At 58.6% G+C, this 16,972-nt stretch carries 14 protein-coding genes; 4 read left to right on the forward strand and 10 right to left on the reverse strand.

Translation table 11 applies throughout. The features are described from left to right. The first annotated feature begins 174 nt into the window (after positions 1 to 174). A complete protein-coding gene (locus QEH54_RS09500; protein WP_309018430.1) occupies positions 175 to 906 on the forward strand; it encodes a TLD domain-containing protein in 732 nt (243 codons plus the stop codon). A gap of 178 nt (positions 907 to 1,084) precedes the next feature. Here QEH54_RS09500 and groL read toward each other — a convergent pair whose 3' ends face one another. The 3 genes from groL to dnaK all read right to left on the reverse strand — a co-directional run bounded on the left by groL (position 1,085) and on the right by dnaK (position 5,133). Continuing rightward, positions 1,085 to 2,731 carry a chaperonin GroEL gene (gene groL, locus QEH54_RS09505; RefSeq protein WP_309018431.1) on the reverse strand — a complete coding sequence of 549 codons (1,647 nt, stop codon included), beginning with the start codon at positions 2,729 to 2,731 and terminating at the stop codon, positions 1,085 to 1,087. Positions 2,732 to 2,785: 54 nt separating this feature from the next. Then, positions 2,786 to 3,094, reverse strand: coding sequence for a co-chaperone GroES (locus QEH54_RS09510; protein WP_345785646.1), 309 nt, complete (start codon positions 3,092 to 3,094; stop codon positions 2,786 to 2,788). A gap of 89 nt (positions 3,095 to 3,183) precedes the next feature. Beyond that, on the reverse strand, positions 3,184 to 5,133 hold the full coding sequence (dnaK, locus tag QEH54_RS09515) for a molecular chaperone DnaK (RefSeq protein ID WP_309018432.1): 1,950 nt from the start codon (positions 5,131 to 5,133) through the stop codon (positions 3,184 to 3,186). Positions 5,134 to 5,388: 255 nt separating this feature from the next. On the opposite strand from dnaK, the gene QEH54_RS09520 reads away from it, so the two are divergent. Next, positions 5,389 to 6,069, forward strand: coding sequence for an LON peptidase substrate-binding domain-containing protein (locus QEH54_RS09520; RefSeq protein ID WP_309018433.1), 681 nt, complete (start codon positions 5,389 to 5,391; stop codon positions 6,067 to 6,069). A 38-nt stretch (positions 6,070 to 6,107) separates the two neighbouring features. On the opposite strand, the gene polX is transcribed toward QEH54_RS09520, so the two are convergent. The 3 genes from polX to menC are packed head-to-tail and all read right to left on the reverse strand — an operon-like array spanning position 6,108 to position 10,286. Then, positions 6,108 to 7,856 (reverse strand): DNA polymerase/3'-5' exonuclease PolX, encoded by a 1,749-nt coding sequence (gene polX / locus QEH54_RS09525; RefSeq protein ID WP_309018434.1) that lies wholly within the window; start codon positions 7,854 to 7,856, stop codon positions 6,108 to 6,110. A 37-nt stretch (positions 7,857 to 7,893) separates the two neighbouring features. Continuing rightward, a complete protein-coding gene (locus tag QEH54_RS09530; RefSeq protein ID WP_309018435.1) occupies positions 7,894 to 9,300 on the reverse strand; it encodes an AMP-binding protein in 1,407 nt (468 codons plus the stop codon). Further along, positions 9,285 to 10,286 (reverse strand): o-succinylbenzoate synthase, encoded by a 1,002-nt coding sequence (gene menC / locus QEH54_RS09535; RefSeq protein ID WP_309018436.1) that lies wholly within the window; start codon positions 10,284 to 10,286, stop codon positions 9,285 to 9,287. The genes QEH54_RS09530 and menC overlap by 16 nt, the downstream gene beginning before the upstream one ends. Before the next feature lie 101 nt (positions 10,287 to 10,387). Here menC and QEH54_RS09540 point away from each other — a divergent pair, with 101 nt between their 5' ends. Continuing rightward, positions 10,388 to 11,956 carry an IMP dehydrogenase gene (locus tag QEH54_RS09540; protein WP_309018437.1) on the forward strand — a complete coding sequence of 523 codons (1,569 nt, stop codon included), beginning with the start codon at positions 10,388 to 10,390 and terminating at the stop codon, positions 11,954 to 11,956. Between the two features lie 98 nt (positions 11,957 to 12,054). Here QEH54_RS09540 and QEH54_RS09545 read toward each other — a convergent pair whose 3' ends face one another. Then, entirely contained in the window at positions 12,055 to 12,414 is a 360-nt protein-coding gene (locus QEH54_RS09545) for a hypothetical protein (RefSeq protein ID WP_309018438.1), read from the reverse strand. A gap of 183 nt (positions 12,415 to 12,597) precedes the next feature. Here QEH54_RS09545 and pyrE point away from each other — a divergent pair, with 183 nt between their 5' ends. Continuing rightward, positions 12,598 to 13,167, forward strand: a complete 570-nt coding sequence (gene pyrE / locus QEH54_RS09550; RefSeq protein WP_309018439.1) for an orotate phosphoribosyltransferase — start codon at positions 12,598 to 12,600, stop codon at positions 13,165 to 13,167. Between the two features lie 125 nt (positions 13,168 to 13,292). Here the strand turns inward: pyrE and QEH54_RS09555 are convergent, their stop codons facing one another. The 3 genes from QEH54_RS09555 to QEH54_RS09565 are packed head-to-tail and all read right to left on the reverse strand — an operon-like array spanning position 13,293 to position 16,951. Next, positions 13,293 to 14,384: a hypothetical protein gene (locus QEH54_RS09555; RefSeq protein WP_309018440.1), complete on the reverse strand. Its 1,092-nt coding sequence runs from the start codon at positions 14,382 to 14,384 to the stop codon at positions 13,293 to 13,295. After that, entirely contained in the window at positions 14,381 to 15,445 is a 1,065-nt protein-coding gene (locus QEH54_RS09560; RefSeq protein WP_309018441.1) for a hypothetical protein, read from the reverse strand. The genes QEH54_RS09555 and QEH54_RS09560 overlap by 4 nt, the downstream gene beginning before the upstream one ends. A 24-nt stretch (positions 15,446 to 15,469) precedes the next feature. Continuing rightward, a complete protein-coding gene (locus tag QEH54_RS09565) occupies positions 15,470 to 16,951 on the reverse strand; it encodes a hypothetical protein (protein ID WP_309018442.1) in 1,482 nt (493 codons plus the stop codon). Positions 16,952 to 16,972 lie beyond the last annotated feature (21 nt).

A 16,972-nucleotide genomic window follows, 5' to 3' on the forward strand; every position in this document is an offset into this window, starting at 1 on the left:
CGAGGGCACCGATCTTAGACAGAAACACCTAAGACCTGTTGTAATAAGATACCTGATACTTGGGTAAAAGAGTTATCAATTTGTAAATTTTTGTTCACAAACGGCTTAGGAGAGAGTAAGCTATTCTTTTGCAGAGAGATGCGCACAGACTCCAAACAACAAGGCGGGTCCCTCTTGAAACTGTTCGCTGCAGGCCTAGCCCTGGCGATCGTCCCACTGTCCCCGGCATCGCCGACTCCCAGTCAAACCGAACAGCTTAGAGATTGGCTCCCGTACCAAAACGCTCAGTTCGAGCTCCTTTTCGGCTACTATCCCGATGGTGGCGAGGATGGGGAGCCGCTCGATTCCGTCGACCTGCATCGGGCCGTAGACAAGGCGGGCCCGACCGTCACTATCCTGAGCGTCAAAGCTCCCTACGACCGGCAGTCCAGAGTTATCGGCGGTTACAATCCGCACAATTGGAAGTCCTGGTTCGGCAAATACGAAAGCAACGCTGGGCGCTTCATATTCGATCTGGGGCGGGGGCTCAAATGGGAGAGGACTTCGGGCTCAGGGCCTTCCTACCATCGCGACCCTTCAGAGTACGGCTTGGAATTCGGACAGGGCGACCTAGTGATCAATCCCGATCTACGAAGCGGTTCCGCCCGCAATCACAGCTTCGGCGCAAAGAACCAGAGCTCTTCGCTGCTGGGCCAGTCCGGACCCTTTCAGATCGAAAGCATCGAAGTCTACCGCGTACGGCGAGGGCCAGCGCCGCTTTCGGATCAACCCATGGTGTGGAACGTGACCCCTCCTGAAATTTCCCCGCCGCCGCCATCCGTTGTGGTTCCCGACGACTCCCATTTAGTCTTCGAACTACTGATCGTCACCATCAGCCTCGCCCTTTTCAAGCGCTTGAAGCGCTAGGCTCGTTCGGCTGGCGTCACCAAGCGAACTGAATGAAGCCCATCTTGCGCGATCGGCGCGGGAGACGGATGAGCCGCGGCGCTCCTGATTTGAATGGAGAGCGACTAGAAAAAAAAGGAGCGACCCTCTTTCGAGAGTCGCTCCAAATCGAATAGAAAACGGTGTATCGAGGCTAGGCTTACATCATGCCGCCCATGCCACCCATACCGCCCATGCCGCCCATGTCCGGAGCGCCGCCACCAGAAGACTTTTCTTCCGGAATGTCGGTGATCATGCACTCGGTAGTGAGAAGCAGACCTGAGATGGAAGCAGCGTTCTGCAAAGCGGAACGAGTCACCTTGGTCGGATCGACCACACCAGCCTTAAGCAGGTCTTCGTAGGTGTCGGTAGCAACGTTGTAGCCCATGTTGCCTTCGCTCTCGAGGATCTGCTTGACCACTACGGAACCTTCCACACCTGCGTTGGCGCAGAGCTGACGGATCGGACCGCTAACCGCGGTCTTGATGATCTGAGCGCCGATCGCTTCGTCGCCTTCGAGCTTGAGAGAGTCGATGGCCTTAGCGGCACGGATCAGAGCGACACCGCCACCTGGGACGATACCTTCTTCAACCGCAGCGCGAGTAGCGTGCAGAGCATCCTCCACGCGGGCCTTCTTTTCCTTCATGTCAGGCTCGGTAGCGGCGCCGACGTTGATCACAGCTACACCGCCAGCGAGCTTTGCCAGGCGCTCCTGCAGCTTTTCGCGATCGTAGTCCGAAGAGGTTTCTTCGATCTGACGACGGATCAGCTTCACGCGGCCTTGGATCTCGTTTGCGGATCCGGCGCCTTCAACGATGGTCGTGCTTTCCTTGTCGACGGTGACGCGCTTGGCGGTACCGAGATCGCTAACCTGGACGTTTTCAAGCTTGAGACCGAGGTCTTCAGTGATGCAGCGACCACCAGTGAGCACAGCGATGTCTTCGAGCATTGCCTTGCGGCGGTCGCCGAAGCCAGGAGCCTTGACGGCGCAAACGTTGAGCGTGCCGCGGATCTTGTTAACCACCAGCGCTGCGAGGGCTTCGCCTTCGATGTCCTCAGCGATGAGGAGGAAAGGCTTGCCGGTCTTCGCTACGGCCTGGAGCAGCGGAAGCAGGTCATTGAGGTTGGAAATCTTCTTTTCGTGGATGAGGATGTATGCGTCCTCAAGCACTGCCTCCATGGTCTCCGCATCGGTGGTGAAGTATGGAGAGAGGTAGCCCTTGTCGAACTGCATGCCTTCGACCACGTCGAGAGTGGTTTCGATGGACTTGGCTTCTTCGACAGTGATCGTTCCGTCCTTGCCCACCTTGTCCATGGCGTCGGCGATGATGTCGCCGATGGTGGCATCCCAATTGGCGGAAACGGTAGCGACCTGCTTGACCTCTTCGCGAGACTCGACCGCCTTGGAGATCTTGGCGAGCTCGGCGACCGCAGCTTCAACAGCCTTGTCGATACCGCGCTTCAGATAGATCGGGTTGCTGCCAGCAGTTACGTTCTTGAGGCCAGCGCGATAGACCGACTCGGCGAGAACGGTCGCGGTCGTGGTGCCATCACCAGCGGAGTCGGACGTCTTGGAAGCGACTTCGCGTACCATCTGGGCGCCCATGTTTTCGTAAGGATCGGGAAGTTCGATTTCCTTAGCGACCGTGACACCGTCCTTAGTTACGTTCGGAGAGCCGAACTTCTTGTCGATCACGACATTGCGACCCTTCGGGCCGAGCGTTACCTTAACCGCCTTCGCGAGGGTTTCCACACCGCGAAGAACGCTTTGACGTGCCTTGTCATCAAAAAGCAGTTGTTTAGCCATTGTATCTTAAAATTGGTTACGTTTTTTTGCAGTTACTAGTTTATCTGGAAGCGACTAGCTTTCGATAACGCCGAGGATGTCGTCCTCGCGAACAAGCAAGTAGACTTCGCCGTCGATCTTGACTTCGGTGCCACCGTACTTGCTGGTGAGAACGCGGTCGCCAACCTTCACGTTGAACTCGATAGCCTTGCCATCGCTGTCCTTCGCGCCAGTGCCTAGGGCGATTACTTCCGCTTCCTGCGGCTTTTCCTTGGCGGAATCCGGGATGTAGATGCCACCACGCATTTGCTCGTCTTCTTCGATGTGCTTGATAAGCACGCGATCACCTAGAGGTTTTACTTTCACTGATGTTGATGCGCTCATTTTTGAGTTTTCGGTTTGTTAGAGATTACAATTGGTTGAGCAGGCGAGACGCTGCGCGAAAACCACGCAGCGTCTCTAAATTTTGAATACTAGTCCTTCTTGTCGTCGTCGACCACTTCGAAGTCGGCGTCCACGACATCGTCTTGCTTGGAGTCCTTCTTCGAGCTGGCGCCGGCGTCGGCTCCACCTTGAGGAGGAGGCGCTCCAGCTCCGCCCATGTCCGGACCGGCTCCCGCTGCAGCCGCTTGCTGGTACAGCTCGGCTCCGAGCTTCGAGAGCTTTTCCAAGGCGGACTTGATCTCGTCCGGATTGCCCGATTCGAGAGCCTTCTTTCCGTCGGCAATCGCGCCTTCGAGAGGAGCCTTCTTATCAGCCGGCAGCTTGTCGCCCGCTTCGCCCAGCATCTTTTCCATCTGATAGATGGAGGAGTCGAGCTGGTTGCGGTTTTCCACAGCTTCCTTCTGCTTCTTGTCCTCTTCGGCGTGAAGCTCGGCGTCCTTGGTCATCTTTTCCACTTCGTCCTCTGAGAGTCCGCCGGAGCCAGTGATGGTGATTTTCTGGTCCTTGCCAGTACCCTTGTCCTTAGCGGAAACGTTGAGGATGCCGTTAGCGTCGATGTCGAAGGTGACCTCGATCTGCGGCGTGCCGCGCGGCGCGGGTGGGATACCGTCCAGGTGGAAGGTTCCAAGCACCTTGTTGTCCGCCGCCATGGGACGCTCGCCCTGCAGCACCTTGATTTCCACAGACGGCTGGTTGTCCGCGTAGGTGGAGAAGGTCTGAGACTTCTTGGCTGGAATTGTGGTGTTTCTCGGTATCATCGCAGTGGATACACCGCCAGCGGTCTCGATACCGAGCGTGAGCGGAGTCACGTCCAGCAGCAGCACGTCGCGCACGTCGCCCTTGAGCACCGCGCCCTGAATAGCTGCGCCGATGGCGACCACTTCGTCCGGGTTCACTCCCTGGTGCGGCTTCTTGCCCGCAAGCTCGGTCGCGATCTCTACCACTTTGGGCATGCGCGTCATGCCGCCAACGAGGACAAGCTCGTCCACCTCTGAAGACGACAGGTCCGCGTCGCGCAAACAGTTCTGGAAAGGAACCTTGGTACGGGCGAAAAGACTGTCTGTGATCTGCTCGAGTTTCGAGCGGGTGATCTGGATGTTGAGGTGCTTGGGCCCGGAAGCATCCGCAGTGATGAACGGAAGATTGATGTCGTAAGTTGTCGCGGAGGAAAGCGCGATCTTGGCCTTCTCCGCTTCTTCCTTCAAGCGCTGCAACGCCATCGGATCGCCCTTCAGGTCTATGCCGTTCTCCTTCTTAAATTCGTCGACCATCCAATTGATGATGGCTTCGTCCCAGTTGTCGCCACCCAGCATGGTGTCGCCATTGGTGGACTTGACCTCGAAAACGCCGTCTCCGATCTCGAGGATCGAGACGTCGAAGGTACCGCCACCAAGGTCGAACACGGAAATCTTCTCTTCCGACTTCTTGTCCAGTCCGTAGGCGAGCGAGGCCGCAGTCGGCTCGTTGATAATGCGAAGCACGTTCAGGCCAGCGATCTTGCCCGCGTCCTTGGTCGCCTGACGCTGGCTGTCGTTGAAGTACGCCGGAACGGTGATCACCGCTTCAGTGATCGATTCGCCGAGGTAGGCTTCCGCGTCGGCCTTGAGCTTGGCGAGCACGAACGAGGAGATCTGCTGCGGGGCGAAACGCTCCGTCTTGTCGCCGACCTGACACTCGATGTAGGCGTCGCCGTTGTCCGCCTTGGTTATCTTGTACGGCAGGCCGGAAGCCTCTTCCTGGACCTCGTCGTACTTGCGGCCAATCAAACGCTTGGCCGAGAAAATGGTGTTCTTCGGATTCGTGATCGCCTGCCGCTTAGCAGCCTGACCGACAAGTCGTTCGCCGGTTTTGCTGAACGCGACAATCGACGGCGTCGTGCGAGCACCCTCCGCGTTTGGCACTACGACTGGCTCGTCGCCATCCATCACTGCCATGCAGGAGTTTGTTGTTCCTAAATCTATACCTAATACACGTCCCATGACATCGCCCTGTGCAATCCACGTACCACAACCCTAAAATCAATCCGCTAGTCATTGATAATGTATGACTTAAAATTTTACATCCCCCAAACCGCCTACAGGTCGCCCTTGAAAATCCGGCCATTTTGTCTCACCCGATGTCCCACTTTTTACATTTGGCCGCCAAAATCGTGTCACGCCCGCACACCTCGTGTAAATACTCCCCCGGGCATTTGCCTCTGCGGGAAAACCAAATAGGATAGCTCAACCCGATCTATGCAAATTCCATTGCCAGAGGCGCTCCCAGTGATGGAGCTGAGTGGCACCGTTCTTCTTCCGAATACTGTGGTACCGCTCTACATTTTTGAGAAACGGTATCGACGCATGCTTGCCGACGTCCTGGCGAGCCACCGCATGTTCGCGCTGGCGAACAGCGACGCCGAAGCCACGTATCCATCGAAAGAGGACAAGACCCGTCTCCTAAGAATCGCGACCGCTGGCATCGTTCGCATGAGCGCCCTAAATAGCGATGGCACTTCCACGCTCATGCTTCTCGGGGCGAAACGAGTCGCTATCGAAGCGAATCTCTCATCCGCGCCCTATCCGCTTGCCAGGATTTCCGAAGTTCCGAGCCAAGGGGCGATTCCTACCGAAGCGGCCGAGTTCTTGAAAAGAAGGCTTCTTCGACTGCTCTCCAAGCTCGAGGAGTTGAGCGGTCTGGAACGGAATTCCATGATCGAGATTTGCCAGGCGGCTCCCGACCTCGAGACCATGGTACACCTCGCCATGCAATGCGGCTGTCCCAGCTCGTTTGTGAATCAAAGGCTTCTCGAGACCCGCGATCTAGCAGCCCGAGTCGACATCGCGCTGCGCTATTTCGAGCGGCAGATTTCCTCGATCCAGCTGAACTCGGAGGCGAGCAAGCCATTCGGTTCCTCCGGGACCATGGAAAACTGATCGACGTATCGCCTCCCCCGGCCGCTTCAGCGCGACGATCAGGTCTTCAAGTGCGGTCGCTTGCGCGACAAAAACGCCGTCACTTCAGCCAGCGACCGAGTGTTCAGCACGCTCTCAGCCGTAAGCCAGCCTTTACGGGCGGAGTTCACGCCGGCTTCCACAAACTGAAAATGTTCGGTCCGATGCGCGTCGGGGTTGATGCTCGTGATCAACCCCTTTTCAGCGGCCCGCCTCCAGTAGCGCCAATCCATATCGAGCCTGCGTGGATTCGCGTTGAGCTCGACGACAACATCGTTGGCTATGGCCGCGTCTATGATTTTGGATACATTGGCCTTATAGCCTTCTCTTCTGAGAAGAATGCGGCCCGTCAAATGGCCCAGCATCGTCGTGGCCGGATGCTCGATCGCCTTGATGATGCGCCGGGTGATCTCGTCCTCTGGCTGCGTCATGGAGATGTGGATGGAGGCGACCGTGTAGTCCAATTTCATCAACACGGACTCATCTAGATCGAGGCTGCCATCGCTCAGAATATCGCACTCAACTCCCGAAAAGACGCGCGCGTCGTAGCGTTTGCTCGCATTCAGCTTCCGAATGCTTTCCAGCTGAGCGAGCACCCTATCTTCGTCGAGTCCGTTGGCTTGAAAGCTGGCTTTGGAGTGGTCGGCGACGCCCCAATACTCCCAACCTAGCTCCTGAGCGGCGGCGGTCATCTCCTCCAAGGTATTGCGTCCGTCGGACGCGGTGGTGTGATTGTGAAACGCTCCCTTAAGCTCGCTCGCTTCGAGAAGCTTTGGAAAACCGTCGCCCTCCGCCGCTTCCAGTTCGCCCATGCCCTCGCGAAGCTCCGGCGGGATGTATTCCAGATCCAACAATGCGAAAAGCTCCTTTTCCGAAGCCGCGCTTTTTCCGTTGTCGAACGACTCTTCCTCCACCGGCTTCAAGCCCCACTCGCTCAGGCTAAGCCCTCTGCCAAGCGCTCGCTGACGCATCATCACGTTGTGATCCTTGGATCCAGTGAAATGGTGCAAAGCGAAAGCGAACTGCTTGGGAGGCACTACCCGCAGATCCGCTTGCAAACCGTTTTCGAAACGCACGCTAGACTTGGTCTTGCCCGCGGCGGTGACCTCTCTCACCCCCTCCTGCCCGACGAACCAATCCATGATCGGGGCGGGGTCGTCCGAGCCAACGATGAAATCCAGGTCGCCCACCGTCTCCCGCTTGCGACGCAGGCTGCCCGCATGGGAAGCTTTCGCCACCTGCGGCAGCTTTCGAAGCCCTTCGAGAATGGGCTCAGCCACCTGAAAAGCGTCCCACCAAAGATGACGTTTCCCGTACGCTTCGCGATTGGCGATTCCCTGAAGTATCTTTTCCTCCGACTTCTTGCCGAAGCCTTTCAAGGCTGCGACCTTGCCTTCCTCGCAAGCCAGTTTGAGCTCTTCGACCGACGTCACACCCAGCTCCTTGTGAACCGCCTTGATCTTTTTCGCTCCCAGGCCAGGTATTTCCAGCATGGATACAAGGCCCGGCTCCACGGAGGCTTTGAGCTTCTCGTAGAACTCCAACCGACCGCTGGTGTAAAGCTCGGAAATCTTCTGCACCAAAGCGTCGCCAAAACCGGCGACTTCCTTCAACCGGCCGTTTTCGACGAGCTCCCCCAAATCTCCCTCCAGCGTCTCCAGCTTTCTGGCTCCATTCTGGTAGGCGCGGATCTTGAACGGGTTCTCCCCTTTCAACTCCAGCAAGGTTCCGATCTCGTTCAATACGTCTGCTATGTCGCTCTTGTTCATTCGATGTCCTCGGTTTGCCGCTGCAAGGATCGAGCTTCTAGCTGGCCGCCGACGACTGCAAGTCCGCAAGTATGGGCTTGCCCGCTTCGTTCCTCGGGATCCGCTCCAATCGAATCCACACTTTCGGGATCTTGAAGCTAGCCAGCTCCTTCATCAGGGACTCGCGTATCGCCTTTTCCGTTACAAACGCAGCTTTCGGCACGTAGGCCAAAGCGAGCTTCTGCCCCCACTCCACATCGTCCATTCCGAACGCGACTGCGTCGCGAACGAGATCCGTACCTTCGACAGCGAGTTCGATCTGACGCAGGTTCACCTTCTCCCCACCGCTTATGATGACGCGATCGATGCGCCCCAGCACAGTGAGATTTCCCTGCTGGTCGAAGCGTCCCAGATCGGAGGTCACGATGGCTGGCTCGCGCTTGGATGGATCCTCTCCTGCGTATCCGCGAAACAACGACCCGCCACCGATTCGTATCCGCCCGATTTCGCCTGGGGCCACACGTTCGCTCGGGCTTTCCTCCGCCACAATGTCGATTCGAGCATGCGGCAACGGTTTCCCTTGGCTGAGCTCTCCTTTCAGAAACTGGGAGGGAAGCAGCGTCGCCACCTGGGCCGCGGTCTCCGTCATGCCGTAGGTGGGAGCAAGCGGGATCCCCTTTTCCCGACAGTCCTCCAATAGCCCGACGGGAGCTGGGCCGCCCCCGACGAAGATGGCGCTGTAGGAGCGCAGAAGGTCGCGCTTCGCCTCATCGCGCATCACGCGTTCGAGCTGAGTGCTCACCAACGAAAGAAATCGATTTCCATGCGGGACCGAGAGCAGGCAGCGATGCGTCTCCTCGAAGGACTCCAATCTGCCAAAAGCGATCTTACCAACAGTCAGCAAGGCTCGAACCAGCTGCATGAAGCCACTGACATGATAGAGCGGCAACACGCAATGAGCGGCCATGCCCGCGCAATTCATGTGCTGCTGAAATCCGTAGGTCGCGGCTGCCAGGCTGCTCCAATCGTGTATGGCAAAGCGGATACGCCCTGTGGTTCCACCGGTCGGAATCATCACCCGGAGCTTGTTGGCTCCCATCTCGATCCGCTCGCCGCCGGGCACGCCCATGGGTACGGGCTCGCTCGCGAAGCTTCCCGATCGGAATTCCCCGATCAGGGCATGCGGTCTCGCGATTCGCATCGCCGTATCCAGTTCTCCACGACCCCAGGTCGGATTGAAGAGATAAAGATCCACCTCATGCCGACAAAAGGCCAGAAAAAGGGCGGAAAACGCTTGCGGGTCCACCAGTTTCAAGGCGATGCGAGGCCGGGTGACCGCCCCGCCAAGGCTTCGATCGACCCATTCGGCCGCGGCAGCGAACTCGTTTTTCCATGAGGTTTCGAACTGCGGAAAAAGCCCGCCGCCGGATTCGAAGTCGAGAAGTCTGTCTAGATCTGGTTCCACAAGCGTTCGAGTGAATCGATACCCGGCAGATCCCCATTTTGCAAGAAGGGTCCCAACGCTAAACCAACGTTTCTATCCGCGAACAGTTTCTCCACTCCAAATCCCAGAGCGCGGCGCTGGCTGGCGTTGCGGATGGCGAAATCGATCGCCGCCCCGGCGCCCACCATGGTTTCCAGCGCGGAAGAGAATACGCAGTCGCAGTCTCCCTGGCCCAGCTCCTGACGCAGGTCTTCAAAGCCGCCGCTCAGCGAGGCCTTGACCACGAAGACGCCCGGCCATTGCTCGTCGCGCCATCGCTTGAGATCGTCCACCGAGCAGACCGATTCATCCAAGGCGATCGCGGTGGGGAAGTCGCCCGCGAGCCGCCGCATTTCCTTCTCTTGCCCCTTGGGCAGCGGCTGCTCGAGAAACTCCACCGGCAGCTCCGACACCGCCTCCATCCACGCCCGAGCCTGGGACAGAGTAAGGGACGCGTTGGCATCGAGGCGCAGCTGCACGCTTTCGCCGGCCAGGTCGATCACCCGCTCCAAAGCTCGTCGCTCCTCCAAAAAGGATCCTTTGCCGATCTTGAACTTCAGACAGCGGTAGTGCATCGCGAGGCGTTGCTCCAGAGCTTCGTTCGCTTCCAGGTCGCTCATCAGCCCGCACACCGGCCACGGTTTTTCCAGCTTGGGCCGATCGCCCTCCCTCTTCAGGAAATCGATAGCGCTTTCCAAAGCCCAGCGGAGGCAGGGGCAGCCAGCCAGCTCTCGCGATTGAAGCTGCTCGACCGACACTCTCTCACCGAGGGCCTGAGCCGCGGCGAGGGCCGAGACGAAGCTCTCCGAACCGAAGGACGGGATCGGAGCCGCTTCCCCAAAACCGACCCGCCCATCGCGGTCCTCCATCCGGACCAACAAGCCCTCTCGCGTGGCGAAGCTCTCCCGCGCGTTCGCGAACGCCTTGGCGAACGGCCGCCGATACGCCTTGTAATCAAAACGATACATAGAAGCGACGATTTGATTTTCCTCCCCCGGCGAAGGCAAAATATTTCACCCGTAGCGATCAAAATTCTTGATTCAAAACACCCCCCTCCCTATGCGGGACTATGGCAACTCCAAGTCCAGAAGAGTTTAACGAGAACAACTATTATCTCCACGCGGACGTATTTTTCGATGCCCAGAAAGGGACCGCGCTCACCTACGACGACGTTTCGCTGGCCACCAACTATTCGGAAGTCCTGCCGCGCAACGCCTCGCTTGCCACGAAGCTTTCCGATCGGCTGAAGCTCAATCTCCCGATCCTTTCCTCGGACATGGATACCGTCACCGAGTACGAGATGGCCATCAACATGGCCCTCTGCGGCGGGATGGGCCTGATCCACTACAACATGCCGCTCAAGGAGCAGGTATCGCAGGTCACCCGGGTCAAGTACCACATCAACGGATTGCTGCCCAACCCGATCACCATCCCCGAACACCTCTACGTGGGCGACGTGCTGGCCATGATCGAGGAAAAAGGCTACAAGTTCCGCACCTTCCCGGTGGTCAACAGCAAGGGACAGCTCACCGGCTTGCTCAGCAGCCGAGTGGTCAAGGAACGCTATCGCCACCTCAGCTTGAAGGAGGCCATGGATACGGGCGAGACGGTACACACCATCAATCAGAAAGACATCCTGCACGACCCGATTTCGGTGGCCGACGCCTTCTTCAGCAAGCACTTGGGCATCAACAAGCTTCTGGTGGTCGACGACGACATGAAGCTGAAGGGCCTAGTCTCCCTCTCCGACATCGAGCGCATCATGAGCGACTCCCAGTCGGTGCTGAAACCGGCTCGCGATTCCGACTTCCGCCTTCTGGTCGGCGCCGCCATCTCCACTCTGCGCAAGGAGGACGGCAGCCTCGACAAGGACGCCATCGCCGAACACGTCACCAATCTGGTAAACGAGCGCGTGGACGCCATCGCCGTTTCCACCGCCCATGGCCATAGCGCCGGAGTGGGCGATTCGGTGAAGTTTCTGCGCGAGCAATTCAAGGATCTCACCATCATCGCGGGCAATGTCACCTCCGCCAGCGGCGTGGAGTACCTGGCCGACTGCGGAGCAAACGCCATCAAGATCGGCCAAGGGCCTGGCTCCATCTGCACCACCCGCGTAGTGGCCGGCGTAGGCATCCCGCAGCTCAGCGCCCTGTACGTGGCGGCTCAGGGAGCGAAGAAAAAGGGGGTTCGCATCATCGCCGATGGCGGCATCACCAAATCCGGTGACATCGTGAAAGCTCTCACCCTCTCCGACTCGGTCATACTCGGCGGCATGCTGGCCGGCTGCCGCGAGGCGCCTGGCGAGATCATCGAGATCAACGGCAAGCTCTATAAGCAGTACCGGGGCATGGGCAGCCTAAGCGCCATGAAAAAAGGCTCCGCCTCCCGCTACGGACACGACAAGAAGGACACCACGCGCAAGCTCACCGCGGAAGGCATCGAAGGCATGAAGGAAGTGCAGGGATCCGTCGTCAACACCTTGGCGGAGCTGGCTGGCGGCATCCAATCCGGCATGGGCTACTTGGGAGCCTCCAGCATCGCGGAGCTGAAGCAGAAGGCGCGCTTCGTGCGCATTTCGAGCGCCGGCATGAAGGAATCCGCCCCTCACGACGTGATCGAAGTCTCGACTCGCAAATAGCGACGCTTCCGGAAATCAGGTTTCACACGAAAGGCGAGATCCGAGGATCTCGCCTTTTTTCCTACACAAAAAAAGAGGTTCGAAGACGAACGGCGTCGCTAAAGCTTGGCCTTTTCTCCATCCGGCTTGGCGACCTTCGATCGATAGACTTCCTTCCAGACCGCCCGCATCACCCAGAGGCCAAAAAGGCAAGGAGCGAGGGAAATCAGGGCGCTGGTGAAATCCGTTGGTCGGATGAGCTCCAGACTGGTTGGGATGATCATGAAAAACGCGAAACGCGAGCACCAGATCGCTCGGGCGTTCAAGCGCTCCGGAGAGCCCTGCACCTCAACCTGCTCCAGCTTCGGCTTGAGGCGGCTCGCCATGTGGCGAAAGTATCGCGCATAGAAAAACGCGTAGAAAATCCAGATTCCTCCCCAAAGCCAATTCGACTCCGCTATCCCATTCGTCTCGTTCATATCAGCTCGTTTGATAAGGCCTGCGCTTCGCGGAGCGACCCAGCAGGAGAGCGCTCCGTACAAACAACATCGGCTACATAGCTAAGAACCTAAGCGCTAGGCTTTGTTCCGCCCTCCCCATCCTGCCCGGCCGCTCGAACTTTTTGCTGGAACCGTCCCTCGCCCCTCGCCAACGTTCCGCACATGCAATCCTCTCAGGAAGAAGTTCTAGACATTTTCAAGCGTACCAAGGCTCTGCTCCAAGGGCATTTCATCCTCCGCTCCGGCCTACGCAGCGAGTACTTTTTCCAATGCGCCCAAGTCTGCCAGCACATGAGCGAAGTCACGCGCCTGATCGAATTGCTCAGCCCGAAACTCAAGGATCTGGAGTTCGAAACCGTGCTGGCTCCCGCCATGGGGGGGCTGGTGGTCGGACAGGAAGTCGCTCGTCAGTTCGACAAGCGCTACATCTTCGTGGAGAAGGTTGACGACAAGCTGGAGCTGCGTCGCGGCTTCAAAATCGCGGATGGCGAGAAAATCCTGGTGGTGGAGGACGTGGTGACCCGCGGCGGCCGGGCCAACGAGGCGGTGGAAATCGTGAAGCGAAACGGTGGCGAGGTGGCCGGCATCGCCGTGCTGGTAGACCGTAGCCAGGGCAAGGCCACCTTCGACGCTCCTCTGATTTCACTGCTGGAAATGGGATTTCCGACCTACGACCCGGACAACCTTCCCGACCACTTGAAGGACGTGCCTGCCGTCAAGCCAGGCAGCTAGCGGCGCTCAAAAGCGACAAGGAACAGCAGACGCGAGCGGCAATCTCGAGCCCTGCTCCTCAACCTCCCTCCGATCTTCCAAAAGCTCCGTATCCACAATCTGGATTCGGAGCTTCGTATTGCTGGTCAGATGCGTATGATGACGCCGCCCGAACGAGGCGGTGGCGGAGGTGGAGTCGGATAGCGGTCTCGCGATTCGCGGTCGATATCGTCCAAGCTTCCATGATCGAGGGCGATGAATGCTCCTCCGTGCTCGTAGGTCAGATCGTGCATCAGCTTGGCGAACTTCAAGCCTGACTGCCCGAGGAACATGCCGCCTGATTGGATCACATTGGGAAAGCCGATCGCGTTGATGCGGGCGATGCGGTTGCCCTCCTTGTCCTTGTTGAGCTTGCGAATCTCCGCGATCACCGGCTCCGGCTTGCCAGTGAACTCGTCGCCGAAAACATAGATGCCAAACTTCAAGTCCTCCGCGTTGGGATCGTAGAGCGTGCGAATGGCGCGCTTGATGCCGGGCACCGGGTTGCTCTCGCTCTCGAAGGGATAGAGTCGGACTTGACGCACCATGGCCTCTCGCATCTCGGGAGAATCCTGCAGCCAGCGACCGCCCATGCGCGATCCCATGATAAAGTGCCCGCTCGCATCCAGAAGCTGGATACCTTTCACCTCTGGGTAGGAAGTGATGACTTCCTCGAACTTTCGCACCACGTGAGTGCGGATGAGATTGGTGCTGGTTTCGCGCATGCTGCCGGAGGTGTCGATGACGAAGGCGATCACGTTGCTCTCCACCGGCACGCCGATCGGCGTGGGCTGGATGACCTTCTGCTCGATCTCCGGATCGGTTTGCATCACCGCCATTTCCTCCTCGAGCGACTCGAGATCGCTCACGAACAGCTCCTTGGCCTTTTCCTTGTCCGAGATCTGCTGCCTCAGCTTCGCCAGCAAGGCGTCAAGCGTCTGGCGATCGCGCTCCAGGCGCTTGCGCTTGGTCTTTTCCAAATCGAGCATCACGTTCAGCTCGTCCTGCTTGATCTGGTAGTCCGCCAGCTTGAGCTTACGCTGCAGGACCGTGTTTTCCAAAATGCGCTGCAGCTTGTTGATCTCCCGAGTCTGCACGCCCATGGAAACGATAAACAAGAGGATGATCGCTCCGAAACCGCAGCAGATGCAGTCCAGAAACGACAAGCTGAACACCTCGGTCTTTCTTCTGCGCTTCATAGGTCAGGCCAGTTCTCCGCTGGGCTAATCATGGCCCCGCCCGACGAGTTGGCGAGTCTCCAGAAATGCACTGCGGAACCCGGGTCGGGCATCAGCGGATACATGATAGTGTTGACAGGCAGCCTCAGCTGCAGGGCGTTCTGAGCGGCCCGAAGCATCGCTACGCGGTCCTCGTAGACGATCTGCCCTCCAGACGGATATTGCTCGGAAAGCGTGGGCAATCCGTCGCAGATGAGCACCAAGCGGTCCGGCTCGATCGGCAGTTCGTTCACGATAGCGAAGGCCTTCTCAAGATTCGCTCCGTCGGTTGGGGTGATGTCGTCGATGGCGTTCAGGACCTCGACCGTCAAATCGTTGTCCATGGGGTCGAACCAGTCGCGGCCGAATCCGGTTTCCAGGGGCACCAGGTCCCGGTTGAAGAAAATGATCTTGTAGCGAGCCCCTTCCTTCATGTTGGCGATCAGCCAGCGCAAGGCCAGTTTCACCCGCTTCCACTTCGGGGCCTCGCGACGCTCCTTATCCGATTTGCTGGAGTAGTCGACCGCTTCAGCGATGGTGTCCGCGGTCATACCAGCGGAGGCCTCCACCAGAAACAGCACATGGTCTCCGAGGATGTCGAAACCGGTCAGGTACTGGCGGCGCACCGGATTGGGAATCGGTATCGGCGCCTTCTCCTCCTGCGTGGGCATGTTCTCCTTCTCATCGATCAAGCGACCGATTTCGCCCTCGATAGCGGCCAGCTGCTGCAGCAGCAGCTTCAGCTTCTCCTCAAGCTCCGTTTGCAGCTTCTCCTTCTCGGTGAGCCGCGCCCCGGTATCCTCGTTCTTCTGGCGGGTCGAGGCCAAGGTGAGCTTGAGGTCCTCCAGCTCCTTGTCCTTCAGGGCGATGTCGTTGTCCATCTCCCCGATCACCTCCATGATCTGAGCCTGCAGCTTCTCCATCACATCGGCGCGACGGCTAGCGGTCAGCACAAACAGCAGCAGCACCGCTCCGAACCCGCAGCAGATGCAATCGAGAAAGGAGAGGCTGAAAACTTCGGTGTCTTTTCGCTTGTGACGCATTCAGTCGATTCGAGATGTAGTCAACTATTGGAGACAGTGAATGAGCAGCAGTTGCTTGCGCCTGCCCGGCAGGGCGACCTCCAGCGAGTCGCCGGCTTTCAAGGTCGAGATCGACACCGCCTCCACGATGGTGCTTTTCGACTCCGCGAGCACCCAGCGGTCCTCCTCCGGCTTCAGTCGACACAGCTCCGCGGGCGATGGCGTCAGGTTGCTCTCCACCACCAGGTCGAAGGATTCGGACTCTCCGAAACCGATGATGAACTCCTCCTCGCCTAGCTCGTAGGCCAAGCCGTCGCAGACGATGTGGGTGGGATTGAGCGACTTGCCCTGGCGCACCAGTCGAATGGCTCCGATGGGCACGATCGAGGCTCCCGCTTCGCCATCCTTGCCGCTCGGCGCTTCCAGCACGATGCCGGTTTCCACGCGGACGTCTTCGATGGACTCTGGCACCGTCCAGGATTTGCCGAGATTGGCCGCCCCGAAAGCGGCGCTTTCCGCTGGCAGCTGCTTGACCGCTCCGACCCCCTGGGCCGCGATCGCTTCCTTCAGCCCGTGCACCGCCGCCGCCCGCTCGGAGAGCAAGATCTGCACCGGACCTTCACCGGCCCCGAAGTCGTTGATCGCTCGCAAAAGCATTTGAGCCAGCACCTTGACGTAAGGAGCGAGATCCATGGCCGCCAGGTCCCTCGTGATGGTCATCTGGCGGGATTTCTCGCGGGTGGAAACCTCCAGGCTCGCTTCGCCGGACTTGCCCAAGTGGAAAAGCATGTCCCGCGTCTGGGAGTGAAACGCCTGCTCGATGCGACGATCCTCAGTGATGTCGAACGAGGTATGCTTGAGAAAACGGTTGGCCAAGGCGTGCACGAACTTCTCCTGCATCTTGCTGAAGCCGTGCTGTGGCTGACGGGAGAAGTAAACCCGTTCCAACCCGTAGTGCTTGTTGAATACAGTGATGTGCGTAGCGTGGAGCAGCAGGTCGATGTGAAACAGGCGCTCGCCTTCCGCCACGTTCCACAGCCCTTCGCTGTACAAAGAGGCGGCTGCCATGTCGACCACGCCCGCCACGGGAATCTGCAGGTCCTTCAAGATGCCGAGCAGGATGCCGATGCGCTGGGCCGCCAGCTCGTTGTCCTCCATGTAGTGCCCGGGCACCGCGATGATCACTCTCTCGATGTTGGAATCGTCCTCCCTGATGCGCTCGACCAGCTTGGAAAAGAAGTGGTAGGCGATCTGCGAATACGCGGTGCGGGTTTGGTTTCCTCCGAAACTCGTCGCCTGCAGCGAGAGATCGTCGATGAACGAGGAGTTCACTCGACGCGGGTAGACCTGCCCCAGCTCCTGCGCTTCCGAGCCGAACACCAGACCGTCGCCAGCCGAACCCGAAAACGCGTAGGCAGGCAGGCGCTCCGTGCGGTCGCCGAGCTTCACGGTACGCGACGAGCCGTCATCTTCAATCAGGACGCCATGCACGCCCACGTCACTAAGTTCCAATCCTAAAGTGGCCATCGGTTTTGAAAACGTTTAGAC

The organism is Pelagicoccus sp. SDUM812003 (assembly GCF_031127815.1).
In the GTDB taxonomy this organism is placed as follows: domain Bacteria; phylum Verrucomicrobiota; class Verrucomicrobiia; order Opitutales; family Opitutaceae; genus Pelagicoccus.

Coding starts and splice junctions, on each gene's coding strand:
- menC (WP_309018436.1), bottom strand. CDS start 10,286: ATGTATCGTTTTGATTACAAGGCGTATCGGCGGCCGTTCGCCAAGGCG.
- QEH54_RS09510 (WP_345785646.1), bottom strand. CDS start 3,094: ATGAGCGCATCAACATCAGTGAAAGTAAAACCTCTAGGTGATCGCGTG.
- QEH54_RS09560 (WP_309018441.1), bottom strand. CDS start 15,445: ATGCGTCACAAGCGAAAAGACACCGAAGTTTTCAGCCTCTCCTTTCTC.
- dnaK (WP_309018432.1), bottom strand. CDS start 5,133: ATGGGACGTGTATTAGGTATAGATTTAGGAACAACAAACTCCTGCATG.
- QEH54_RS09520 (WP_309018433.1), top strand. CDS start 5,389: ATGCAAATTCCATTGCCAGAGGCGCTCCCAGTGATGGAGCTGAGTGGC.
- QEH54_RS09540 (WP_309018437.1), top strand. CDS start 10,388: ATGGCAACTCCAAGTCCAGAAGAGTTTAACGAGAACAACTATTATCTC.
- QEH54_RS09555 (WP_309018440.1), bottom strand. CDS start 14,384: ATGAAGCGCAGAAGAAAGACCGAGGTGTTCAGCTTGTCGTTTCTGGAC.
- QEH54_RS09545 (WP_309018438.1), bottom strand. CDS start 12,414: ATGAACGAGACGAATGGGATAGCGGAGTCGAATTGGCTTTGGGGAGGA.
- groL (WP_309018431.1), bottom strand. CDS start 2,731: ATGGCTAAACAACTGCTTTTTGATGACAAGGCACGTCAAAGCGTTCTT.
- QEH54_RS09565 (WP_309018442.1), bottom strand. CDS start 16,951: ATGGCCACTTTAGGATTGGAACTTAGTGACGTGGGCGTGCATGGCGTC.
- pyrE (WP_309018439.1), top strand. CDS start 12,598: ATGCAATCCTCTCAGGAAGAAGTTCTAGACATTTTCAAGCGTACCAAG.
- polX (WP_309018434.1), bottom strand. CDS start 7,856: ATGAACAAGAGCGACATAGCAGACGTATTGAACGAGATCGGAACCTTG.